At 65.4% G+C, this 22,019-nt stretch carries 20 protein-coding genes; 14 read left to right on the forward strand and 6 right to left on the reverse strand.

Translation table 11 applies throughout. The features are described from left to right. The 3 genes from OYT13_RS22420 to OYT13_RS22430 all read right to left on the reverse strand — a co-directional run bounded on the left by OYT13_RS22420 (position 1) and on the right by OYT13_RS22430 (position 3,927). Positions 1 to 1,815: a M61 family metallopeptidase gene (locus OYT13_RS22420; RefSeq protein ID WP_268566965.1), complete on the reverse strand. Its 1,815-nt coding sequence runs from the start codon at positions 1,813 to 1,815 to the stop codon at positions 1 to 3. Between the two features lie 60 nt (positions 1,816 to 1,875). Beyond that, positions 1,876 to 2,640, reverse strand: coding sequence for a DsbC family protein (locus tag OYT13_RS22425; RefSeq protein ID WP_017234664.1), 765 nt, complete (start codon positions 2,638 to 2,640; stop codon positions 1,876 to 1,878). A 99-nt stretch (positions 2,641 to 2,739) separates the two neighbouring features. After that, the gene (locus tag OYT13_RS22430) at positions 2,740 to 3,927 is read right to left on the reverse strand and encodes a UbiH/UbiF family hydroxylase (RefSeq protein ID WP_261939680.1); all 1,188 of its coding nucleotides are present in this window, start codon (positions 3,925 to 3,927) and stop codon (positions 2,740 to 2,742) included. A 189-nt stretch (positions 3,928 to 4,116) separates the two neighbouring features. On the opposite strand from OYT13_RS22430, the gene ypfJ reads away from it, so the two are divergent. The 4 genes from ypfJ (at position 4,117) to OYT13_RS22450 (ending at position 9,104) form a co-directional block, all read left to right on the forward strand. Continuing rightward, entirely contained in the window at positions 4,117 to 4,986 is an 870-nt protein-coding gene (gene ypfJ / locus OYT13_RS22435) for a KPN_02809 family neutral zinc metallopeptidase (protein WP_017234662.1), read from the forward strand. A 189-nt stretch (positions 4,987 to 5,175) separates the two neighbouring features. Next, positions 5,176 to 6,270 carry a redox-regulated ATPase YchF gene (gene ychF / locus OYT13_RS22440; RefSeq protein WP_150563354.1) on the forward strand — a complete coding sequence of 365 codons (1,095 nt, stop codon included), beginning with the start codon at positions 5,176 to 5,178 and terminating at the stop codon, positions 6,268 to 6,270. A 381-nt stretch (positions 6,271 to 6,651) separates the two neighbouring features. Continuing rightward, the gene (locus OYT13_RS22445; protein ID WP_017234660.1) at positions 6,652 to 7,983 is read left to right on the forward strand and encodes a glycosyltransferase family 87 protein; all 1,332 of its coding nucleotides are present in this window, start codon (positions 6,652 to 6,654) and stop codon (positions 7,981 to 7,983) included. Between the two features lie 5 nt (positions 7,984 to 7,988). Then, the gene (locus tag OYT13_RS22450) at positions 7,989 to 9,104 is read left to right on the forward strand and encodes a glycosyltransferase family 2 protein (protein ID WP_268566966.1); all 1,116 of its coding nucleotides are present in this window, start codon (positions 7,989 to 7,991) and stop codon (positions 9,102 to 9,104) included. Between the two features lie 19 nt (positions 9,105 to 9,123). Here the strand turns inward: OYT13_RS22450 and OYT13_RS22455 are convergent, their stop codons facing one another. From OYT13_RS22455 to OYT13_RS22465, 3 genes are all read right to left on the reverse strand, one after another. Continuing rightward, a complete protein-coding gene (locus tag OYT13_RS22455; protein WP_026132087.1) occupies positions 9,124 to 10,623 on the reverse strand; it encodes an MDR family MFS transporter in 1,500 nt (499 codons plus the stop codon). A 209-nt stretch (positions 10,624 to 10,832) separates the two neighbouring features. Continuing rightward, on the reverse strand, positions 10,833 to 11,072 hold the full coding sequence (locus OYT13_RS22460; RefSeq protein ID WP_017234657.1) for a GlsB/YeaQ/YmgE family stress response membrane protein: 240 nt from the start codon (positions 11,070 to 11,072) through the stop codon (positions 10,833 to 10,835). A 21-nt stretch (positions 11,073 to 11,093) separates the two neighbouring features. Continuing rightward, positions 11,094 to 11,348 carry a GlsB/YeaQ/YmgE family stress response membrane protein gene (locus OYT13_RS22465; protein ID WP_017234656.1) on the reverse strand — a complete coding sequence of 85 codons (255 nt, stop codon included), beginning with the start codon at positions 11,346 to 11,348 and terminating at the stop codon, positions 11,094 to 11,096. A gap of 309 nt (positions 11,349 to 11,657) precedes the next feature. Here OYT13_RS22465 and hemA point away from each other — a divergent pair, with 309 nt between their 5' ends. From hemA to OYT13_RS22515, 10 genes are all read left to right on the forward strand, one after another. After that, a complete protein-coding gene (hemA, locus tag OYT13_RS22470) occupies positions 11,658 to 12,938 on the forward strand; it encodes a glutamyl-tRNA reductase (protein WP_017234655.1) in 1,281 nt (426 codons plus the stop codon). Further along, positions 12,939 to 14,021, forward strand: coding sequence for a peptide chain release factor 1 (gene prfA / locus OYT13_RS22475; protein ID WP_017234654.1), 1,083 nt, complete (start codon positions 12,939 to 12,941; stop codon positions 14,019 to 14,021). Continuing rightward, on the forward strand, positions 14,021 to 14,878 hold the full coding sequence (gene prmC, locus OYT13_RS22480) for a peptide chain release factor N(5)-glutamine methyltransferase (protein ID WP_268566967.1): 858 nt from the start codon (positions 14,021 to 14,023) through the stop codon (positions 14,876 to 14,878). The genes prfA and prmC overlap by 1 nt, the downstream gene beginning before the upstream one ends. 80 nt (positions 14,879 to 14,958) lie before the next feature. After that, complete coding sequence (gene grxD / locus OYT13_RS22485) at positions 14,959 to 15,273, forward strand: Grx4 family monothiol glutaredoxin (protein ID WP_026132086.1); 315 nt, start codon at positions 14,959 to 14,961, stop codon at positions 15,271 to 15,273. Between the two features lie 17 nt (positions 15,274 to 15,290). Then, complete coding sequence (locus OYT13_RS22490) at positions 15,291 to 15,905, forward strand: UbiX family flavin prenyltransferase (protein WP_017234651.1); 615 nt, start codon at positions 15,291 to 15,293, stop codon at positions 15,903 to 15,905. An 88-nt stretch (positions 15,906 to 15,993) separates the two neighbouring features. Next, entirely contained in the window at positions 15,994 to 16,287 is a 294-nt protein-coding gene (locus OYT13_RS22495; RefSeq protein ID WP_017234650.1) for a hypothetical protein, read from the forward strand. 876 nt (positions 16,288 to 17,163) lie between these two features. Beyond that, positions 17,164 to 18,861 (forward strand): methyl-accepting chemotaxis protein, encoded by a 1,698-nt coding sequence (locus OYT13_RS22500; RefSeq protein WP_017234649.1) that lies wholly within the window; start codon positions 17,164 to 17,166, stop codon positions 18,859 to 18,861. A 108-nt stretch (positions 18,862 to 18,969) separates the two neighbouring features. Then, complete coding sequence (locus OYT13_RS22505; RefSeq protein WP_017234648.1) at positions 18,970 to 19,812, forward strand: CheR family methyltransferase; 843 nt, start codon at positions 18,970 to 18,972, stop codon at positions 19,810 to 19,812. Then, positions 19,796 to 20,302 (forward strand): chemotaxis protein CheD, encoded by a 507-nt coding sequence (locus tag OYT13_RS22510; RefSeq protein WP_017234647.1) that lies wholly within the window; start codon positions 19,796 to 19,798, stop codon positions 20,300 to 20,302. Before OYT13_RS22505 ends, OYT13_RS22510 begins: the two co-directional genes overlap by 17 nt. A 17-nt stretch (positions 20,303 to 20,319) precedes the next feature. Next, positions 20,320 to 21,945 carry a chemotaxis protein CheW gene (locus OYT13_RS22515; protein WP_017234646.1) on the forward strand — a complete coding sequence of 542 codons (1,626 nt, stop codon included), beginning with the start codon at positions 20,320 to 20,322 and terminating at the stop codon, positions 21,943 to 21,945. Positions 21,946 to 22,019: the final 74 nt, after the last annotated feature.

A 22,019-nucleotide genomic window follows, 5' to 3' on the forward strand; every position in this document is an offset into this window, starting at 1 on the left:
TCAGGCCGACAGCCACTTGTCACGACGCTGTGCCGCGGCGCGATCGCGCGTCTCGGCGATGCGGTATTTCGAAATCTCCGGCGCGTCGAGCGTGAGCGCGGTCTCGCGCAGGGCGTCGCGGCGGAACGCGTGGACCGTCACCCGGTCGCCCGGGCGATATCGGTCGAGCAGCTTGTCGAGATTGGCCTGCGTGACGCGCAGACCGTCGATGGCGACCAGCACATCGCCCGCCGACAATCCGGCCGCTTGCGCCGCGCCCCCGTCGAGCACCTGCGAAAGCGTAAGGTCGTCGCCGCGCTTTGCCGTCTTCACCCCCAATGCAGGACGGCCGTCCTCGGCCTTGACCGGTTCCAGCGTGAGTCCGACGCGTTCGAGCAGCGTCTTGATTGGCAGATCGCGCGTGCCGTGAATGGCGGTGGCGAAGAATTCCGACAGGTCGAGTCCCGAGACGTCCTCGAAGAACGGCTGCACGGCGTCTTCGTCGATACCCACGGGCGCGCCGCGATAGAAGTCGCGGCCAAAGCGTTGCCACAGCGCACGCATGATGTCGTCGAGCGACTTCTGTCCGCGCGTCTTCGAACGAATCGTCAGATCGAGCGCGAGCGCGACCAGCGACCCCTTCGTGTAATAGCTGACGATGGCGTTCGGTGCGTTCTCGTCCTGGCGGTAGTACTTCGTCCAGGCATCGAACGAACTCTCGGCCACGGTCTGCTTGAGACGGCCGCTGCCACGCAGCACACCCGCCACCGCCTTGGCGACGAGTTCGTAGTAATCGGCAGGCGGAATCACGCCGCTGCGCACGAGCATCAGATCGTCGTAATAGGACGTAAAGCCTTCGAACAGCCAAAGCAGCCGCGTATAGACTTCCCGATCGAGCACGTACGGGGCGAACACGGCCGGTTTGATGCGCTTGACGTTCCACGTGTGGAAGTATTCGTGGCTCACCAGGCCGAGAAAGCCCCGATAGGCTTCGCTCATGCGCGCCTGTCCCTGCACCGGCAGATCGTTGCGGCTCGCGAGCAGCGCCGTGGATGCACGGTGCTCCAGACCGCCGTACCCCTCGCCGACCGTCATGAGCAGGAAGACGTAGCGGGACATCGGCACGCGCGAGCGCGAACTCGCACCCGGCTCGAACAAACGGATCTGCGCTTCGCAGATCTTCTTCATGTCGCGCAGCAACCGATCGAGATCGAGGTTCGGCACCGGTCCGGTAATGGCGACTTCGTGCGTCACGCCGCAAGCCTTGAACGTGCCATGCACGAAGGTCCCCATTTCGACCGGCGAGTCGATCAACTCGTCGTAGTCGGCGGCCAGATAGCGCCCGAAGTCGAGCGCCGCCGTGCCTTCGGCCGGCGCGAGTGCGGTCGCGACGCGCCACGCCTTGAACGCCGCGCCACGCGCGCGCAGCACGTCGACTTCGCACGGCGCCTGTTCCTGGCCTTCGACGCGCAGGAACACGCTGGTGCCGTTGAAGAAGCCATGCGTGTCGTCGAGATGCGCGGCGCGCACCGACAGATCCCATGCGTAAACCTCGTAGGTCACGATCAGCGTGCCCTTGCACGGCGCCGCTTGCCACGTGTGCTTGTCCAGCTTGTCGAGCGCCACCTTGCGGCCGCGGCACGTCGCCCCGATCGTCACGATATTGCGGGCAAACTCGCGCACCATATAGCTGCCCGGAATCCACGCGGGCAGCGAGAAACGCTGCCCTTCGGGGGCGGGATTCGAGACCGTGACGGTCACTTCGAACAGATGCGCGGCAGGCGACTTCGGAACGATCGCATACCGGATGGCAGGCTGGGCAGACGTGGCTTTCATGAGGTGGCGGCTTCTTGTTGTCGGAACGGTCGGGCGTTGGCCAGACTGGCGAATGGACGGTTACTTGACCGTGGCGAGCGCCTTTTCCAGGGCTTCCGCGGGCACGGCGCCCGGCAGACGGCGGCCGTCGGACAGTATGATCGTCGGCGTTCCGGTCACGTTGAACTGATGCCCCAGCGCCACGTTCTGCACCACCGCGGTGTCGTCGCACTTGGCCGAGGGGGTCGGCGGCGCCTTCTTGTCGAGCATCCAGTCATGCCACGCGGTGAGTGGATTGGGGGCGCACCAGATCGCCTTCGACTTGGCGTCCGAGTCGGGGCCGAGCACCGGGTACAGGAAGGTGTAGACGGTGATGTTGTCGAGCTTCGACGTCTTGAGCGTTTCCTCGAAGCGCTTGCAGTACGGGCAGTTCGGATCCGAGAACACGGCGACCTTGCGGCTGCCGTTGCCCTTCACGTACTTGATGGCGCGATCGAGCGGCAGCTTGGCGAAGTCGATCTTGTTCAGTTCCGACTGACGCGCTTCCGTCAGGTTCTGACGCGTTTTCGTATCGACGAGGTTACCGCCGACAATCACGTATTTCGCCTTCTCGTCGGCATAGAGGATGTCGCCGCCAACGGCCACCTCAAAGAGTCCGGGGATGGGCGTACGTGCCACCGACTTGACGGGGGCCTCGGCACCGAGCGTCTTTTGCACGGCAGCCTTCACGCGGTCGAGGGCCGCGTCGGACTTGCTCTGCGCGACGGCGAACGTCGTGACAGTCGCGGCGCAAATTGTCGCCAGACCGAGCGCTGCGAGCGCCGCAGCGCGATAACGTTTCAACATCGAGTATCTCCAGAAGTGTGTCGAGCGAGAGGCGCGTCCGGACACGCCCGGTATCGACCGGAATTAGGTGACATGGCCCGGCATAGGCGCCCCGAGGGGTCAGCCCAGCGCGCGGCCGATCAGGAATTTCTTGACGAAAGGCAGCACGTTCACGCAGTCGAGCCCTGCGTTGCGCACAAACCTGACCAGCGGGCTGTGCGTGGCGAACAGCTTGTGCAGGCCGTCCGTGGTGAGCGCCATGCTGCCGATGTCTTCCTTGCGAGCGCGCTCGTAGCGACGCAATACCGCCGCATCGCCGCAATCGCGGAACGATTCGCGCTCGGCGAGCGCGTCGCCGAGCGCCGCCACGTCGCGCAAACCGAGGTTCATGCCCTGGCCCGCGAGCGGGTGCACGACGTGCGCCGCGTCGCCCACCAGCGCCACGCGCGGCGCGATCAGGCGTTTGGCCTGCGCCAGCACGAGCGGGAAACCCTGGGCGCGCGATGAGACCGGCGTGAGGTGGCCGAGTTCAACGTTCGAGAAGGTGCCGACGCGTTCGGCCAGCGCTTTGGGATCAAGCGCGAGCAACGCCTGGGCATGATCATGAGCGGCGGACCAGACCAGCGAGACGTGCTGGTCGGGCAGCGGCAGCAGCGCGATGATCTCTCCGTCGTGGAACCATTGAAATGCGGTGTCGCGGTGCGCGCGCTCCGCGCGGAAATTACACACCACGCCGAGTTGTTCGTAGGGACGCACCGAACCGTCCAGCCCGGCGGTACTGCGCACCCACGAGTGGGCGCCGTCGGCCCCCACCACGAGCGACGCGCGCAGGGCCTTGCCGTCCGACAGACGCACCGAGGCCGCGGCGGCGTCGACTTCGAGCGCCTCGGCCCGGGCGTCGAGCCAATGCACTTGCGGGGAGAAGCGCAGGGCGGCGTCGAGCGCGCGCTCGAGATTCGACGATTCGGCGATCCAGGCGAGTTGCGGCACGGCGGCCTGGTACGCCGAGAAATGCAGGCTGCCGCGCTCGTCGCCAAAGACTTCCATGTCGTAGACCGGATTGATGCGCGCGGGATCGACGGCCTGCCATACGCGCATGCGCTCGAAGAGGGCTTGCGAGCTGGACGAGAGCGAATAGATGCGGGCGTCCCACAGGTCGCCCGGGGCGGGGGCGGCTACGGCCGGCTGGGCGAGCAGTGCGACGGACAGGCGCGCCTGCGAGAGCAGCAGGGCGGCGGCCTTGCCGACCAGACCGCCACCGACGACGACGACATCGTGCGTTTGGCTGGAGGTTTGCGTTAGAGACATGCGGCGAATGCAGCGCCAGCGCCTGAATCGCGCGAGCCGGCTGGTTCAGAAAACGAGATGGCGTATTGTCGCACGCCTGCCGCGCAAGCGACGCCCGGTCGCCCCGGGGGCGGCTGTGGCACAGCGTCGCGTGCCACAGCCCGGCGCTATACTTGCGCGCATACCGATTATCAGACAGGGAGTCCTCCAATGCGCCTCGACAACGAATCCGAAAGCGACAACGTCGAAGATCGACGGGGCGGCGGTTTCGGGGGACGCACCACGCTCGGCATCGGCACGATCGTGGTGGCGCTGGCCGCCTCGTATTTCTTCGGCATCGACCCGCGCGTCATCATCCAGGGCTCGCAGATGCTTCAGGGGCAGACATCGTCACAGCCCCAGTCCGCGCCGAACACCACGCCGGCTCACGATCCGAAGACCGTCTTCACCCGCAAGGTGCTCGGTAACATCGAGCGCACCTGGGGAACAGTGTTCCCGCAGCAAGTGAACCGTCAATACGTGCCACCGAAACTGGTGTTGTTCTCTGGCGCAACGCCCACGGCATGCGGCACCGGTCAAACAGCGATGGGGCCGTTTTACTGCCCGGGCGACAGCAAGGTCTACATCGATCTCGCCTTCTATGACGAATTGCGTCAGCGCTTCGGCGCGGGAGGCGATTTCGCGCAGGCGTATGTGATCGCGCACGAAGTGGGCCATCACATCCAGAATCTGCTGGGCATTTCCGAGAAGTTCGACGAGGCGCGGCGCCGCATGAGCGAAGCGCAGGCCAATGCGTTGTCGGTGCGCCTGGAGCTGCAGGCCGACTGCTTTGCCGGCGTCTGGGCGAACAATGCCGAGAAGGCGAATCAGCAGTTGCTGGAGCCGGGCGACGTCGAGCAGGGGTTGAAGACCGCGTCGGCGATCGGCGACGACCGGCTGCAGCAGCAGGCGCAAGGCCGCGTGGTGCCGGAGTCGTTCACGCACGGGACGAGCGCCCAACGCGTGTATTGGCTGCGCCAGGGGTTGCAGTACGGCGACATGCGCAAGTGCGATACGTTCTCGGCGAAGTCGCTGAGTTGAGTACGGCATGGGCGGGGGTCGTCGCGACGCCGGCACCCTCGTTACCCTAGGCACCCGAGGCGCCGTTAGCGGCAGAACGGGTACAATAGCGGACTTTCCGCGACGCAATCACCGGCGCATTCCACGGCGCCACCCGGCGCACCCCCGGGGCATTTGTCGGCGCATTTATCGGATTAGACAGGATTTAGCATGAGCCTCAAATGCGGCATCGTCGGCTTGCCCAACGTCGGCAAGTCGACCCTTTTCAACGCGCTGACCAAAGCGGGCATCGCTGCCGAGAACTATCCGTTTTGCACCATCGAGCCGAACGTCGGCGTGGTGGAGGTGCCCGACCCGCGTCTGGGCAAGCTGGCCGAGATCGTCAAGCCCGAGCGGATCATGCCGGCGACGGTCGAGTTCGTTGACATTGCCGGCCTGGTGGCGGGCGCGTCCAAGGGTGAAGGGCTGGGCAACCAGTTCTTGGCCAACATCCGTGAGACGGACGCCATCACGCACGTTGTGCGCTGCTTCGAGGACGAAAACGTCATCCACGTGGCCGGCAAGGTGAATCCGATTTCGGACATCGAAGTCATCAACACGGAACTGGCGCTGGCGGATCTGGCCACGACGGAAAAGGCGCTGCAACGCTACTCGAAGGCGGCCAAGTCGGGCAACGACAAGGAAGCCGCCAAGCTCGTGGCGGTACTGGAAAAGGTGGTGCCGGTGCTCAACGAAGCGCGTCCCGTGCGCTCGATCAAGCTGTCGGATGACGAGCTGGCGCTGATCAAGCCGTTCTGCCTGATTACGGCCAAGCCGACGATGTATGTCGCCAACGTGAAGGACGACGGCTTCGAGAACAATCCGCATTTGGACGCGGTGCGCAAGTACGCGGAGAGCGAGAATGCGCCGGTGGTGGCGGTGTGTGCGGCCATCGAGGCAGAGATTGGGGATATGGAAGACGCCGACAAGGCGGAATTCCTGGCCGACATGGGCATGGACGAGCCGGGCCTGGATCGCGTGATCCGCGCGGGCTTCAAGCTGCTGGGTCTGCAGACATACTTCACCGCGGGGGTGAAGGAAGTGCGCGCCTGGACGATCCATGTGGGCGATACGGCCCCGCAGGCCGCTGGCGTGATCCACACCGACTTCGAACGCGGCTTCATCCGCGCGCAAACCATCGCCTTCGACGATTTCATCCAGTACAAGGGCGAGCAAGGCGCGAAGGAAGCCGGCAAGATGCGCGCCGAAGGCAAGGAGTACGTTGTTCACGACGGCGATGTCATGAACTTCTTGTTCAACGTCTGACGCGATCGTCGACCAAGACAACGAGCACCCCGGCCATCGCGCCGGGGTGTTTTGTTTCTGAGGGATGAAATGCGGAGGATTCACCGAGCCACCTCCCCCGCCCGACACCGCTTGGCAAACCGCTTGCCCCGACGTCGCCCCCGTGAGAATCCAGCATCGGACGACGTGCTGTAGCGCCGTCGTCGCGACACGCTGGAATTTTGATCCGTTCGGAGACCGTCTCGTCTAATATGGCGTCGTGTTTTCCGTCGCGTGCAATGCGTCGATAGTCGCAATCATGCACATCGCCTGCTTGGCGCAGGCGGCCGCACCGCACGCCCGACAAAGCAGTCTCCGTAATCGAGCATAGCCGTTTTCATGCGCCCACCGGGAGGTTCATGCATGGCATCGAAGCCGTCGGCCGTCGATGAAGTGGCGTCGTCCGAGCGCCGGCATTGGTCCGACGACCGCGCCCGCATCCGCCTCTATAGCGGTGCAGGCCTGTTCGTCACCCTCGCTGTGTTCGCCATCTGGTCCTATCAGCATTTTTTCGTCGTGCCCCCGAAGCTCGGCCCCATCGGCCTCGACTTCCTGCCATTCTGGGGAGCGTCCTACTTCGTGCTCCACGGGCATCCGCTCGACGCCTACAACGTCGATCTGATGACGAGTGCACAGATGGCCGCCCAGCCATGGACGGCAAAGCTGGGCGGCATCATGCCCTGGCTTTACCCGCCCGTGATGATGATTCTGCTCGCGCCGGTCGCGCTGCTGCCCTTCTCTTACGCGTACGCCGCGTATGCCTGCATCGGCTTCGGCCTGTACTACGCCGCACTGCGACGCACGGCCCCCTGGCGCGACGCCCGTCTGCCCACCATGAGCTTTCCCGGCGTGCTGCTCGTGATCGCCGCCGGACAGATCGCGCTCTACACCACCGCCCTCGCAGGCTTCTCACTGCTCTTGCTGCGCAAGCGTCCCGCATGGGCGGGCGCGCTCGCCGGATTGCTCTTCGTCAAGCCGCACGTCGCCCTGCTCTTTCCGCTCGCGTTTCTCTGTGCTCGCGAGTGGCGCGCGCTGGCCGCATGCATCGCTGTGGGCATCGGAAGCACCCTGCTCGCCGGCGTGGTCTTCGGTCTCGACGTCTATCCGACGTTCCTGCACGCGACGGCGTTGGCACGCCAAAGCCTCGTCGACGGCGAGGCGCGACTTGCCCGCATGCCGACGTTTTTCGTGATGGCACGCATGCTGGGCGCACCCGTCACGCTGGCCGCCATCGTCCATGCTGGCGTGGCGTTTGGCGCCGTGGCGGCAATGATCGACGTCTGGCGCCGTCCGGCGGCCTTCGCACTGCGCGCCGCCACGCTCGTGTGCGCCACCACGCTGGTCAGCCCCTATCTCTACGACTACGATCTCGCGATGCTCTCGCTCGTCATCGCCTGGTATGTGCGCGACGGCATCGCGCGCGGCTGGCTGCGCGGGGAGCGCGAATGGCTCGTCGTGCTGTGGCTCACCCCCGCGTTCGGTCTGATCGGCGTGCTGCCCCTCGGGTTTCAGTTCATGCCGCTCATCACGCTCGCCACGCTCGCCATGCTGTGGCGCCGCCGTCGCCGACTCGCTCACGTGCCGGAAATGTCCGACGTACCCGCCGTGTCCCATGTCGCTGTGCCCCCGCACGCCGTCGACCCTGCCTGCGCCGATCGCCGCGCGTCGGCCACCGCGCCCGCACCCACGAGGTAATCGCCATGCCCCGCGCCACCGAGAGTCGTCAGTCGTCCGTCGCGCAGCGAACGCCGCTTGTGTCGCTCGTCGTGCCCTGTCACAACGAAGCCCCGGTGCTCGACACGTTCTACCGCGCCTTGGCCCCGGTGCTCGATGCCGTCGCGGACGTGCGTTTCGAAATCGTCTGCGTGAACGACGGCAGCACCGACGACACGCTTGGCACCCTGCTTGCCCTTCGCCGCGCCGACGCGCGCATCCGCGTGATCGACTTCACGCGCAACTTCGGCAAGGAAGCGGCGCTGAGCGCGGGCATCGAGGAAGCGCGTGGCGATGCCGTCATCCCTATCGACGCCGACCTTCAGGATCCGCCGGCACTCATTCCCGTAATGATCGAGCGCTGGCGCAACGGCGCGGAAGTCGTGCTCGCCAAGCGCACGAATCGCGCGAGCGACCGCGTCACCAAACGAGTTGCGGCGGGACTCTACTATCGCATTCACAATCGCCTCTCGGAAGTGAAGCTGCCCGAGAACGTTGGCGATTTCCGCCTGATCGATCGACGCGTCGTGTCCGCGCTCAAGCAGTTGCCCGAACGCCGCCGATTCATGAAGGGGCTGTTCGCCTGGGTCGGCTTTCAGACGGAAATCGTGGAGTACGTGCGCGAGCCGCGTCGCGCGGGTGAGTCGAAGTTCTCCGGCTGGCGCCTGTGGAATTTCGCGCTTGAAGGCATTACCAGCTTCAGCACCGTGCCGCTGCGCTGCTGGACGTATATCGGCGTCTCGCTCGCGCTCGTCTCGCTCGCTTACGGCGGCTTTATCGTGCTGCGCACGCTCATTCACGGCATCGACGTGCCCGGCTACGCCTCGCTGCTCGTCGGCACGCTGTTCCTCGGCGGCATCCAACTCGTCGGCATCGGGGTGATCGGAGAATACGTCGGCCGGATTTACTACGAAGCGAAAGGACGGCCGCTGTATCTGGTGCGACGCCGCTACCCGTCGAGCGCGAAGGTGAGCCAACTGCCGTCACGCGCGCCGTTGCACCCATCGAGCCCCCGCATGCCGACGGCGCGCAAGCCGTTCGGCGCACGACTCAAGGCCGGCCAGTCGTCTGCCTCGCGTGCACGACGTGTTGTCGCGCGTTGAGGCGGCACCGCCACGTCGATCAATGACTGCCAGGCACGAACTCTGGCTTGTCCCGCGGCGTATCGCGCGAACGGTCGACGGCGTTGGTCGGCACCAACAGCAGCAACACCACGACACCGATCGAGATCGCCAGGATCGACAGGAACGTGAGGTGCAGCGAATGTTGCAGCACCGCGCGAATCGCCTGGTCCGCCAGCGTCGACACGCCCCGGTCTTCCAGCACGTGCCGCAACTGATCGGAGGTGACGGGCGCCAGCCCGCTCGATTGCGTCAACCCGAAGTTGAGCACGGCGCCGAAAAGCGTCGCGCCGAGCGTGCTGCCCAGATTCCGCGAGAAGATGTTCGACGCCGTGGCGCTGCCGCGCTGCGACGGATCGACTAGCTCCTGAATCAGCACGAGCGCGCTTACGCTGCCCGTGCCCATCGAAAATCCCATCAGGAACGAACCGAACCCGGCAAGCAGCGGCGAACTGTTCGGCCCGAGCAGCGCAAAGACAATCCCGCCCACCGGCATCAGCAGGCTGCCGCCCACGAGAATGCGGCGCAAGCCGTAGCGCGTGAAGGTTTTCGCGGCGAACGTCGAACCGATCGGCCAGCCGACCATGATCATCGTGAGCGCCATGCCCGCCACGACCGGCGTCTGACGCAATACCCCCTGCGCGTACATCGGCAGGAAGGTCGTCAACCCCATAAGCACCATGCCCGAGAGCAGCGTCGCCGCATTCGCCGCCGCAATCGGCCGGCGCTTCCACAGCGCGAACGAAATCATCGGGTCCGGAGCACGCCGCTCCTGCCAGACGAACAGCAGCGCCGCGACGGCGCACACCAGCCCCCCACCCCAGACGTGCGTGTCGGAGAAGGCGTTCGCATCGGTGAGCGCGATCATCAGTGCCGCCACGGCAATCGCAAAGAACACGGCCCCCAGCGCGTCGATGCTCGGCCGCTGGCGCGGCGCAGCCTCGTGCAGATAAGCGACGAAGCCCGCCGCGGCCAACAGGCCGATAGGGATGTTGATCCAGAAAATCCACGACCACGACAGGTCACGAATGATGATGCCGCCAAGCATCGGACCGAGCACGGCCGAGATGGCCCACACGCTCGCCAGGTAACCCTGCACCTTGCCGCGCTCGCTGGTCGGGTAGTAGTCGGCGATGATGGTCAGGCTGACCGGCTGGATGCACGCCGCCCCCACGCCCTGCAACAGGCGGAAGACGATCATCGCCGGCATCGACCAGGCGAGTCCGCCGCCAAGCGAGGCCACCAGAAACACGGCGATACCCACGAGCATGACCGGCTTGCGGCCGTAGAGATCGGCCAGTTTGCCGAACACCACGGTCATGGCCGTCTGCGCCAGCAAAAAGGCGGAGAAAACCCAGCTATATAGGGACAGCCCCCCAAGCTGGGCGACGATTTGCGGCATGGCCGTCGAAATAATCGTGGCCTCGATGGCAACCATGGAGGTCGCCGCCATGACGGATGCCACGATGAATGGCCGCATGGAAGGGCGTGTCGCAGACATGTGTTCTTTTGATGTGGGGGATCGGGCGAAGCGACTTGCGAGGCGTGACCGCCGCCCCCCTGTCGGGCGCGGCGGTCACGCCGGATGGCGGAAGGCGGGATCAAACGTGGCGGCAATGCCGCACGCGTCGTCAAGACGACTTGGGCCAGGCGATGGCGTCAAGGATAGCTGAACACGGGAAAATGCGTACGACACCCGCCAAGTGCGGCCTATCGTCGCACCAGACGCAGCAGAGCAAGCAGCACGATGGCGCCGATAGTCGCCGTGATGATGCGCCCGAGCGTGCCATATCCGACGGCAATGCCCAAGTGTCGCAGCAGCCAGCCGCCGACGAACGCGCCGATCACGCCGACGACCATGTCGCCAATAATGCCGTAGCCGCCGCCCACGACGAGGCCGGCGAGCCAACCGGCCACCAACCCCACAAGCAAGAGCACGAGAATGTTCATGAGCGGCTCCGGGGTGCCATGTCAGGCGGCGCGGCTGCGCTTGATGGCGCCGTAAATCACCAGCAGCACGATGGCCCCGATGACCGATGCGATCCAACCGGCCGACTGGCCTTCGGTGTAGAGATGGAGGAACTGTCCGACATATTTGGCGAGCAGCGCGCCGCCGATGCCGAGGATGATGGTGACGATGATGCCCATGCTGTCCCTTCCGGGATGCAGGGCGCGTGCAATGAGACCGACGACCAGACCGACAACGATAGTGCCGATGATGCCCATGACGTCTCTCCAAGGATGGGAACCCGAACGCAGTATAGCCCCGAAATCGGACGATTCGGCAAGCGTGTCGCGACATCCGCCCGCCACCGCCGGTCGCACGCGGAGGCAAGGCACGCCGGCAATAGGCCTCCCGGGGGGCCCGGGACCGAAAACCAACGATATGCCGGGTATAAGCGACACGTATTTGTCAAAATCGGGCGGCTGCGCGATCATGGCACATCGCTGTCCCAGCGCGCGGGGCGCGTGGCGCCTCCGAAACGGGCATCACGTCGACGCGCTATAATCAGCGGTTATTAGATCCCCCATATCATGCAACTGCTCGCTCTCGGCCTGAACCACCACACGGCGCCCGTCTCGCTGCGCGAACGGGTGGCGTTTCCGTTCGAGCGGATCGAGCCGGCACTGGCGGGGCTCAAGGGGCTGTGGACGGGCAGGTCGAGCGCCCCCGAGGCCGCCATCCTGTCGACGTGCAACCGCACGGAAATCTACTGCGTCACCGATGACGCCGCGGCCCGCGAGCGCGCGGTGCACTGGCTGTCCGAATTTCACAACATTCCGGCCAGCGATCTGGCGCCGCATCTGTACGCCCTGCCGCAATCCGACGCCGTGCGTCACGCGTTTCGCGTGGCGAGCGGGCTGGACTCGATGGTGCTGGGCGAGACGCAGATCCTCGGCCAGTTGAAGGACGCCGTGCGCACCGCCGCCGAGGCGGGCGCACTGGGCACCTATCTCAACCAGCTTTTCCAGCGCACGTTCGCGGTGGCGAAGGAAGTGCGTGGTCAGACCGAGATCGGCGCGCATTCGGTCTCGATGGCGGCCGCCGCGGTGCGACTCGCCCAGCGCATTTTCGAAAGCATCAGCACGCAGAAGGTGCTGTTCATTGGCGCGGGCGAGATGATCGACCTGTGCGCCACGCACTTCGCCGCGCAGAACCCGAAAGCCCTGTACATCGCCAACCGGACCGCCGAGCGCGGCGAGAAGCTCGCCGAGCGGCTGGGCGGCTCGGCCATCCGCCTGTCCGAGCTGCCTCAGCGCCTGCATGAATTCGACATCGTGGTGTCGTGCACGGCGAGCACGTTGCCGCTGATCGGTCTGGGCGCTGTCGAGCGCGCCATCAAGGCCCGCAAGCACAAGCCGATGTTCATGGTCGATCTGGCGGTGCCGCGCGACATCGAGCCGGAAGTCGGCCGTCTGACCGATATCTTCCTGTACACCGTCGACGATCTCGGCGCGGTCGTGCGCGAAGGCAATGCGCTGCGTCAGGCAGCGGTCGCGCAGGCCGAGGCCATCATCGAGACGCGCGTTCAGCATTTCATGCAATGGCTCGACGCCCGCAGCGTCGTGCCGGTCATCCGCGACATCCACGGCACGGCCGAGGCCATGCGCCTCGCCGAACTCGAGCGTGCCCAGCGCATGCTCGCGCGCGGCGACGACCCCGCCGCCGTGCTCGAAGCGCTGTCCCAGTCCCTCACCAAGAAATTCCTGCACGGCCCGACGCACGCGCTGAACACGGCGCGCGGCGATTCGCGCGAGCAAATCCTTCACCTCATTCCCGAACTGTTCCGCACCTCGGGAAACGCCGACAAATAGATGAAAGCGAGCATGCAAGCCAAGCTCGACCAGTTGACGCAACGTCTGGTCGAGCTTGACGGCCTATTGAGCCAGGGCGACGTCACGCGCGATCTGGACAACTATCGCAAGCTCACGCGCGAACATGCCGAGTTGGCGCCCGTCGTCGAGCAGTATCGTCACTACCGCCAGGCCCAGAGCGATGTCGCCGCGGCCCAGGAGATGGCGCTCGACCCCGAGATGCGCGACTTTGCGGACGACGAAGCCGCCAGCGCCCGGGCACGCATGGACGACATGGAAGCCTCGCTGCAGCGCATGCTGCTGCCGCGCGACCCCAACGACGAACGCAACATCTTCCTCGAAATCCGCGCGGGCACCGGCGGCGACGAATCGGCGCTGTTCGCCGGCGATCTGCTGCGCATGTACACGCGCTATGCGGAGCGCCACCGCTGGCAGGTCGAGATCATGTCGGCCAGCGAATCCGATCTGGGCGGCTACAAGGAAGTCATCGTTCGGCTGATCGGTCAGGGGGCCTATTCCCGCCTCAAGTTCGAGTCGGGCGGCCATCGCGTGCAGCGGGTACCGGCCACCGAAACGCAGGGCCGCATTCACACGTCCGCCTGCACGGTGGCCGTGATGCCGGAAGCCGATGACGTCGCCGACGTCGACATCAACCCGGCCGACATCCGTATCGACACGTTCCGCGCGTCGGGTGCCGGCGGCCAGCACGTCAACAAGACGGACTCGGCGGTGCGCATCACGCACTTGCCCACGGGCATCGTCGTCGAATGCCAGGACGATCGCTCGCAGCACCGCAACAAGGACAAGGCGCTCAAGGTACTCGCGGCGCGCATCAAGGACGCCCAACTGCGCGCCCAGCAAGCCAAGGAAGCCGCCACGCGCAAGAGCCTGATCGGTTCGGGCGACCGCTCGGAACGCATTCGAACGTACAACTTCCCGCAGGGGCGGATGACGGATCACCGCATCAATCTCACGCTCTACAAGCTCGAATACATCATGGACGGCGATCTCGACGACATGATCAACGCGCTCGTCACCGAGCATCAGGCCGAGCAGTTGGCGTCGCTGGGCGAGGCCGCCTGATGTCGCTGGGTGCGCCCGACGCCGGGCACGACGTCGCCACGGTGGCCTCGCTGCTGCGCGAGCCGGGATTGCCGCCGATGGAGTCGCGCATCCTGCTCTCGCACGTGCTGGGCTGGTCCCGCACGCAGCTGATCACCCGCGACCGCGAGCCGCTGGCGCCCGAAACGCTCGCTGTCTACCGTGCGCTGCATGCGCGTCGCGTGGCGGGCGAACCCATCGCGTACCTGACCGGCACACGCGAATTCTTCGGCCTGACGCTGACGGTCAGCGCGTCCGTGCTGATTCCCCGCCCCGAAACCGAACTGCTCGTCGAACTGGCGCTGGCGCGTCTGGAAGGCCGGCCGGCGCCGCGCGTGCTCGATCTGGGCACCGGCAGCGGCGCAATTGCGCTGGCCATTGCGCATTGCCGCCCCGACGCCCACGTCACGGCGCTCGACCGCTCGGCCGACGCGCTCGACGTCGCCCGCGAAAACGCCCGGCAGCTTGGGCTAGCGGCCTCCGTCACCTTCCTCGCCAGCGATTGGTATGCCGCATTGCCGGGCAATGCCGCGCCATTCGACATCATCGTCTCGAATCCGCCGTATATCGTGTCGGACGACGCGCATCTCTCGCAAGGCGATCTGCGCTTCGAACCGGTCGATGCGCTGACCGATCACGCGGACGGTCTCGCCGCCCTGCGCACGATCGTGGCCGGTGCGCCGTCGCGCCTGCTGCCGAACAGCTGGCTGCTCTGCGAGCACGGCTACCATCAGGCCGCCGACGTACGCGCGCTTTGTCGAGCAGCAGGCTTGGCCGACGTCACCTCCGAACGCGATCTCGCGGGTATCGAGCGCACCACGGGGGGGTGGCGCGTCTGAGCGCGCACCGACGGACGCGGCGGAAAACCGCTAAAATGCCGGATACGCCGACTTTCCGGTATCTCCACGGGCTTTCCACCATGACCACCCAGCAACGTATCCAGCAAATCGTCACCGAACATCCTGTCGTGCTCTTCATGAAGGGCAACGCGCAATTCCCGATGTGCGGCTTCTCGGGCCGTGCCGTGCAGATCCTGAAGGCATGCGGCGTCGACAACCTGTTCACCGTGGACGTGCTGCAAGACGAGGAGATCCGTCAAGGCGTGAAGGAATTCGCCAACTGGCCGACCATCCCGCAGCTCTACATCAACGGCGAATTCGTCGGCGGCTCGGACATCATGATGGAGATGTACCAGAGCGGCGAACTCAAGCAGGTCCTCGCCGACCTGGCGTAATACGCCACTGATTGACGATGGTGTCGACGGGAGCCTCGCAGCCCACGCGTCTGGTCGTTGCCATCACCGGCGCGACCGGTGCCGTCTATGGCGTGCGCCTGCTGAAGCGACTGCGCGCGATGGGTGGCGTCGAAACCCACCTGATGGTGTCGAGTGCGGGCTGGCTGACATTGCGCCACGAACTGGGCCTGGAACGCGCCGACGTGCAGGCACTGGCCGATGCGTATCACAGCGTGCGCGAAGTCGGCGCCAACCTCGCCAGCGGCTCGTTCGCCACGGCGGGCATGGTCGTGGCCCCCTGCTCGATGAAAACGCTCGCGAGCGTTGCCCACGGGCTGTCGGACAACCTGATCGCACGCGCCGCCGACGTCACGCTCAAGGAGCGGCGCCGCCTCGTGCTGATGGTGCGCGAAACGCCCTTCAACCTCGCGCATCTGCGCAATATGACGGCGGTCACGGAAATGGGGGGCATCGTCTACCCGCCCCTTCCCGCGTTCTACAACCACCCCGCATCGCTCGACGCGATGGTCGACGACACGGTTGCACGCGTGATCGATCTGTTCGGGATCGCGCCCCCCGTCGCCACGAGCTGGAGCGGCCTGGGCAGGGAGACCGACGCTCAGGATCGGTGAGCGCCGCCATGGCCTATAGTGAAAGCGCCACGCGCTGCCTGCCGAACCGCATTCCCGTGGCGTGACATCTTTGCGACTGGAGTTTGTGATGGAGACCCACCTCTCGCCTGTTGTCGTCTATGCCGTCGTGACGCTCGTTTTCGTCCTGCTGATTCTCGTAGTGCCTGCCGGTGCCCGTTGGCGTCAGATGGTCTGGCCCGCGTCGGTGCCCCCGCTGTCGCCCCATCGTCCAGGCGACCTGCTCGGCACACCGCGCACGCCCTACTGGCGCTCACCGAACGACACGCAGGACTTGCGGCGCCCTTCGTACTTCGCAGCATCGTCGCGCCGCCCACGCCGCCCCGCGAGCTTCCTCGCCCCGCGTGATCACGAGCGACGATAGAAAAAGCCCCGCAAGGTCGAACCGGCGGGGCTTCATTTTTGTCATTCGTGAATCGCGTCATCGATCAATAGCGATAACAGCACCGATGGCCGTAGCCCCCGCCGTAATACGGTTGGGCCGGCACGACAACGCACCCGGCAAGCGTGACGGCGAGTAGCGCAGCAACGACTAACTTCATGATCTGACTCCTGGAAGGGGAAACGTGACTCTGCTCGCCTTCTTTATATCGCCGCGCTGGCAGGAATCCCATCACACGTCTGTAAGCCGTGTAAGCGAAGGTTGCCAAAACGGCGAACGCGTCGCACTTTGTTACGTAACAGATCAGACCGGACACCGTAACATCGCCCCACTGCGCCCCCCCAACGCATCAATAGCGACGCGGGTTTCCAGTGTCGGCGCATCTGGCACGAGGCTTGCGTGAAGATTGAAGGTCGCTCTTTCAAATGCCCCGAAGAGAGCGACTTTGCGTCTACCCCTCCTCCCGTTTCAGACGCGGGAGGAGGGCTTTTTCCCGATCCTCCGCCCTGCATGCCTCCGGAAGCCCAACACCGGGTCGCGCGCCTTGCCTGCATCGCCCACTGTGCAAGCCTCCTCCGAATTCCACTTCATTTGAGCGTTTGAAATGTATCGACGACATAAGCGCGTCGACTTCTCACACGGTTGCTTTATCGTGAGCGTCTTATTTGGCGCGGCTTTCGACGGAATTCACCGTTCGCGGCAACAAACGCCATGCGGGTAGGCCCGATCTCAAGTTGCCGCCTTCCCTGTCGTAATCGCGTCTATAGAGGACTGCACGCCAACGCAGCGTTAGCGCAGCATCCCTTTCGTGACGGCCGCACGACACGCGCCGGGGCAAGCGTATCAAGGGAGAACGTCATGGAAATCGCCACGCCTGATTTACAGATGGAACAACAGGAACTACAGGCCGTCAGCGCGGCGCTCAATCGCGTGCAGGCCGTCATTGAGTTCGATTTGCAGGGTCAGATCCTGCACGCCAACGAGAATTTCCTGCAGACCGTCGGATACCAACTCGACGAAATACGGGGGCAGCATCACCGCATCTTCTGCGAGTCCGACTACGTGGCGTCCGGTGCGTACCGCGACTTCTGGGCCAAGCTGGGCCGCGGCGAGCTCGACGCCGGCGAATACAAGCGCATCGGCAAAGGCGGCCGCGAGGTGTGGATCCGCGCGTCGTACAACCCGGTGTTCGACGCCCATGGCACCGCGTACAAGGTCATCAAGTTCGCCACGGACATCACGGCGGATCGCGCACGCCAGGCCGAATTCGAAGGTAAGGTGCGCGCCATGGACCTCGCCCAGGCCGTCATCGAATTCAACCTCGACGGCACGGTCATCGCCGCCAACGACAACTTTCTGAACACGCTCGGCTACTCGCTCGACGAGATTCGCGGCAAACACCATCGCATGTTCTGCGAGGCGGACTACGCCGCGTCGCCGACCTATCGCGATTTCTGGGGGAAGCTCAATCGTGGCGAGTTCGACGCGGGCCGCTACAAGCGCATCGGGCGCGGCGGGCGGGAAGTCTGGATCCAGGCGACTTACAACCCGATCCTCGACGCGAGCGGCCGCCCCTACAAGGTTGTGAAGTTCGCCACCGATATCACCCAGCAGGTCGAACTGGAAGCGAGCGTGAAGCGCCGCGCCGAAGACGACCAGCGCAAGGTGGCGCTGCTGCTCGACACGGTCAATCGCGCGGCGGCGGGCGACCTCACGGGCGAGATCGCCGTGGCGGGCAACGACCCCATCGACCAGTTGGCCGACGGCATTCGCCACATGATGGACGACTTGCGCGGGGTGATCGGCAAGGTGGTCAAATCGGCGGGCGAGTTCTCGGGCGCCTCGCGCGATATCGCCGACCGTGCCAATACCGTCGCCACCGGCGCACAAGCGCTCGGTGCTACGGTAGAGGAAATGAACGCGTCGATCGAGGAGCTGACGGCATCGATCAACTCGATTGCGGACAACACCAAGGGTGCCGACCAGCTCGCCAAGGCAACGCAACAGGAAGCCGAAACCGGCGCCCGTGCGATCGCGCGGTCGGTCGAAGCCATGGAGCTGATCAACAAGTCGTCGGAAGACATCAGCGAGATCGTGAAAGTGATCGGCGAGATCGCCGGGCAAACCAATCTGCTCGCGTTCAATGCGGCCATCGAGGCGGCTCGCGCCGGCGAACACGGCCTCGGCTTCTCGGTCGTGGCCGACGAAGTGCGCAAGCTCGCCGAGCGCTCGTCGCAGGCGACCAAGGAAATCTCCAAGCTGATCAACGAGTCGACCAAGCGCGTGGCGCAGGGTAGCGACGTGTCGCGACAGGCAGGTGAGGCGTTCGAGAAGATCGTCGGCGGCGTATCGCGTACCACGCAGGCGATCTCCGAAATCTCTTGCGCGGCGGAAGAGCAACTCGTTGCCGCTCGCGAAGTGAGCCTTGCCATTCAGCACGTGGCGGAAGAGACGGAAAAATCCGCGGGCGCCTGCGAGACCATCGCGCAGGCGACCACCGGACTCAACCACGGTGCGCAAGACCTCGACCAGACCGTGTCGCGATTCAAGGTGTAAGCCCCATCCGGCGAACACCACGGGCATCGGCCCGGGCGGTTCGCCGGGATCTCCCGGTTGCGGTCGTTCGTACCGCGCCGGATCACACGTCCGCCACGAGGGGCCGATATGGAAATCGAAGCCGACGCCGATCCCGGTACCCAGCAGGCGCTTCTGCGCGCTGTCCACCGGCACACCGGCATCTCGATGAACGAGAAGAAGTGGACGATGTTGCAGGGCCGCCTTCGCCCGCGTCTGCGCACGCTCTCGCTGTGCAGCTACCGCGACTATCTGGCGCTGCTCGAGAACACGCCCGACGAAGTGCGCAACTTCGTGAACCTGGTCACGACGAACGAGACCACGTTTTTTCGCACGCCGCGCGTCTGGGATTATTTCGCGCAACACTACCTGCCGCGCTGGCATGCCGCGAATCCCGGCCGGATGTTCCGGATGTGGTCCGCAGCTGCGTCTTCCGGCGAGGAGTCCTACTCTGCCGCGATGCTCTGCGAGGAATTCCGCGCGCGGCACAGCGGCTTTCAGTACCAGATTCACGCCACCGATATTTCGAGCCAGGTGCTGGCGGTGGCCATGGCCGGCAACTTCAGCGGGCGCAGCATCGACGGGCTCAAGCAGCAGCGTCCGGCCATGCTCGCAAAGTACTTCCGCCCGGGCGCCGGCGGCTTCACCGTCGCCCCCGAACTGCGAGCGCACATCACGTTCGCCGAGCACAACCTGTACCAGCGCATGCCACGTCGCGACGCGTTCGATCTCGTCATGCTGCGCAATGTACTGATCTATTTCGAATCCGCCGATCAGGAACGCGTTCTCGAGAACGTACGCCACACGCTGACCCCCGATGGCGTGTTGATTGTCGGGGAATCGGAGTCGCTGACGCGGCTCTCGACCGGCTACCAGTTTGAGCAACCGCTCATTTACCGGAACCAGGGGGCATCGAATGGGGCCGTCGCATGACATCCAGGTGTTGATGGGCGAGGTGCGCATCGGGCGCGGCGAAGACGTGCTGCGCGCTACCCTCGGCTCGTGCGTGGGTATCGGTCTGATGTGGCGCGCGCGCGGACTCTACGGCCTCGCGCACTGCCTGTTGCCCGAGGCGCCGAACCCTACCTTCGCTATCGGGGCGAAGTACGTCACGCAAGCCGTGCCGTCGCTCCTCGCGCTGATGCGGGCGGACCGCGCACGCCGCAGCGAAATCGAGGCGGTGATCGCGGGCGGCGGCAACATGATGCCGCACCAGCCGCCCGCCCGGCACGGGCTGATCGGCGTGGCGAACGCCGCGATGGCACAGTCCCTGATGGCCGAGACCGGCATTCCGATCGTGCACGTCGAGGTCGGCGGCGAAATCGGTCGGCAACTGACGATCCACTGCGCGCACCACACTTTTCATGTGCGCACGATCGGTACCCATGGGGCGGCGGCGGCACCGACCTCGCCCGCTCTCTGACGCCCGGGACCCCCATCATGAATGCACCGACACCAGAATTTCCGCTCCCGCAGCGCGACGCCGTCGCCGACACCACGGTGCTGCCGCGCGCTTCAACGCCGGACGACGTCGAAGTCTTCGGCTCGTTTCATCTGGGCGACGTGGAATTCGCGCTGCCCATCGCGGCATTGCAAGAGGTGGTGAACTACCCGGCGCGCGTCACGCCCGTGCCGCTTTCGCCGCCCTTTCTGCTTGGCCTGTTCAACCTGCGCGGCACGCTCATTCCCATCGTCGATCTCAAGCCGCTGCTGGCAATGGTCGCCGACGCGCCGGACAGGCCAGCACCCGCGAGCGAGAAGATCGCGATTGTCGACGTCGAGGGCGTACGGGTGGGATTGCTGTTCGACACCACGAGCGAGATTCTGCGCGTGCGCGCATCGCAGCGCACCGGGTTCGAATACGCCCCGTCGCACACGGCGCCGCAGGTCGTCTGCGGCGCCATCAAGCTCGACGACGGCGACCGCATCCTGCAGATTCTCGCGCCGCGTGCCCTCGTGCGCATCGAGAACATGCCGCAATTGCTCGCGCGTCAGGCGCTGAGCGCGCCACAGCGCCGCCAGCAGCGTCAGCGCCTGCAATGCGTGTCGTTCACGGTCGAGCAATCGCGCCTGGCGCTGCCGATGAGTGCGATTCGCGAAATCATCCGTATTCCCGACTTGCAGAATTCGGCGCTCGCCAGCGTGTTTTGCGTCGGCATGCTCAATCTGCGCGGCACCGTCGTGCCGGTCATCGACTTCGCTCACTTCCTCGGCCTGCACCCTTGCCGCCCCGAGCCCGAAATCGCGGGCACGGCGTCGGACCCGCGACGGATTCTGATCGTCAAGCAGGAAGACGTGCATTTCGGTCTGCTGGTGGACGCCGTTGACAGCATCGTGACGTACTTCGCCGACGAGTTGCTCGCCATGCCGTCCTTCAGCGCCTCGCACGCGCAGCTCTTCTCGGGCTGCATCGCGCGCGAGCAAGCCGACGACATCGTGCTGCTCAACGCCGACGAACTCTTCACGCATTCGCAGGTGCTCGAGCTCACGCGCGGCCATCGCGAGCTATACCGGGAGACGGACAGCGCACAGCGCGCGACGCCAGGCGATTCGGCATGGCGCGGCACCGGGGCCAGGTCGTCACGCGGCACACGCCACGCGTATGTGTCGTTCCGTCTGCAACACATGCTGGCCGTGCGTCTCGATCAGTTGCGCGAGATCATTCACGACTCGGCGGACATCATGCCCGCGCCGGGCGCACCGCCCTTTGTACGCGGCATGCTCAATTTGCGACGCGAACTGGTCGCCATCGTCGATCTGCGCACGCTGTATGGCATGCCGCCCCCGGACGATGCGCAGGCGCGCAAGATTCTCGTCATCGAACATGGAAAGGACAAGCTCGGGCTGCTCGTCGACGCCATCGAGAACATCGTCACGCTCGACGAGGCGGACAAGCTGCCGGTGCCCGCCATGCTGCTCGGACGCGCCACGCACGAAATGCGCAACGACATGCGCGAAGCCGTCGAGCTGCCCGCCGCAGACGGCACCGCGCGCACGGCCATGCTGCTCGATCTGCAACCGCTCAAGCAGCGGATGGCGACGGCGCTTGCGCAGTCGGCGGTGTGAGCGGATCGGTTCAACGAAGTGCCGGCGATTCGCACGAGCCGGTCGCGGGGCCCTGTGGCGTGTCGGGGGGCACG

It is taken from the genome of Pandoraea sp. XJJ-1 (genome assembly GCF_026802345.1).
Taxonomy (GTDB): domain Bacteria; phylum Pseudomonadota; class Gammaproteobacteria; order Burkholderiales; family Burkholderiaceae; genus Pandoraea; species Pandoraea cepalis.

Excerpts from the sequence above, each read along its gene's own strand:
- OYT13_RS22420 (WP_268566965.1), bottom strand. The coding sequence starts at position 1,815 with ATGAAAGCCACGTCTGCCCAGCCTGCCATCCGGTATGCGATCGTTCCG.
- OYT13_RS22425 (WP_017234664.1), bottom strand. The coding sequence starts at position 2,640 with ATGTTGAAACGTTATCGCGCTGCGGCGCTCGCAGCGCTCGGTCTGGCG.
- OYT13_RS22430 (WP_261939680.1), bottom strand. The coding sequence starts at position 3,927 with ATGTCTCTAACGCAAACCTCCAGCCAAACGCACGATGTCGTCGTCGTC.
- ypfJ (WP_017234662.1), top strand. The coding sequence starts at position 4,117 with ATGCGCCTCGACAACGAATCCGAAAGCGACAACGTCGAAGATCGACGG.
- ychF (WP_150563354.1), top strand. The coding sequence starts at position 5,176 with ATGAGCCTCAAATGCGGCATCGTCGGCTTGCCCAACGTCGGCAAGTCG.
- OYT13_RS22445 (WP_017234660.1), top strand. The coding sequence starts at position 6,652 with ATGGCATCGAAGCCGTCGGCCGTCGATGAAGTGGCGTCGTCCGAGCGC.
- OYT13_RS22450 (WP_268566966.1), top strand. The coding sequence starts at position 7,989 with ATGCCCCGCGCCACCGAGAGTCGTCAGTCGTCCGTCGCGCAGCGAACG.
- OYT13_RS22455 (WP_026132087.1), bottom strand. The coding sequence starts at position 10,623 with ATGTCTGCGACACGCCCTTCCATGCGGCCATTCATCGTGGCATCCGTC.
- OYT13_RS22460 (WP_017234657.1), bottom strand. The coding sequence starts at position 11,072 with ATGAACATTCTCGTGCTCTTGCTTGTGGGGTTGGTGGCCGGTTGGCTC.
- OYT13_RS22465 (WP_017234656.1), bottom strand. The coding sequence starts at position 11,348 with ATGGGCATCATCGGCACTATCGTTGTCGGTCTGGTCGTCGGTCTCATT.
- hemA (WP_017234655.1), top strand. The coding sequence starts at position 11,658 with ATGCAACTGCTCGCTCTCGGCCTGAACCACCACACGGCGCCCGTCTCG.
- prfA (WP_017234654.1), top strand. The coding sequence starts at position 12,939 with ATGAAAGCGAGCATGCAAGCCAAGCTCGACCAGTTGACGCAACGTCTG.
- prmC (WP_268566967.1), top strand. The coding sequence starts at position 14,021 with ATGTCGCTGGGTGCGCCCGACGCCGGGCACGACGTCGCCACGGTGGCC.
- grxD (WP_026132086.1), top strand. The coding sequence starts at position 14,959 with ATGACCACCCAGCAACGTATCCAGCAAATCGTCACCGAACATCCTGTC.
- OYT13_RS22490 (WP_017234651.1), top strand. The coding sequence starts at position 15,291 with ATGGTGTCGACGGGAGCCTCGCAGCCCACGCGTCTGGTCGTTGCCATC.
- OYT13_RS22495 (WP_017234650.1), top strand. The coding sequence starts at position 15,994 with ATGGAGACCCACCTCTCGCCTGTTGTCGTCTATGCCGTCGTGACGCTC.
- OYT13_RS22500 (WP_017234649.1), top strand. The coding sequence starts at position 17,164 with ATGGAAATCGCCACGCCTGATTTACAGATGGAACAACAGGAACTACAG.
- OYT13_RS22505 (WP_017234648.1), top strand. The coding sequence starts at position 18,970 with ATGGAAATCGAAGCCGACGCCGATCCCGGTACCCAGCAGGCGCTTCTG.
- OYT13_RS22510 (WP_017234647.1), top strand. The coding sequence starts at position 19,796 with ATGGGGCCGTCGCATGACATCCAGGTGTTGATGGGCGAGGTGCGCATC.
- OYT13_RS22515 (WP_017234646.1), top strand. The coding sequence starts at position 20,320 with ATGAATGCACCGACACCAGAATTTCCGCTCCCGCAGCGCGACGCCGTC.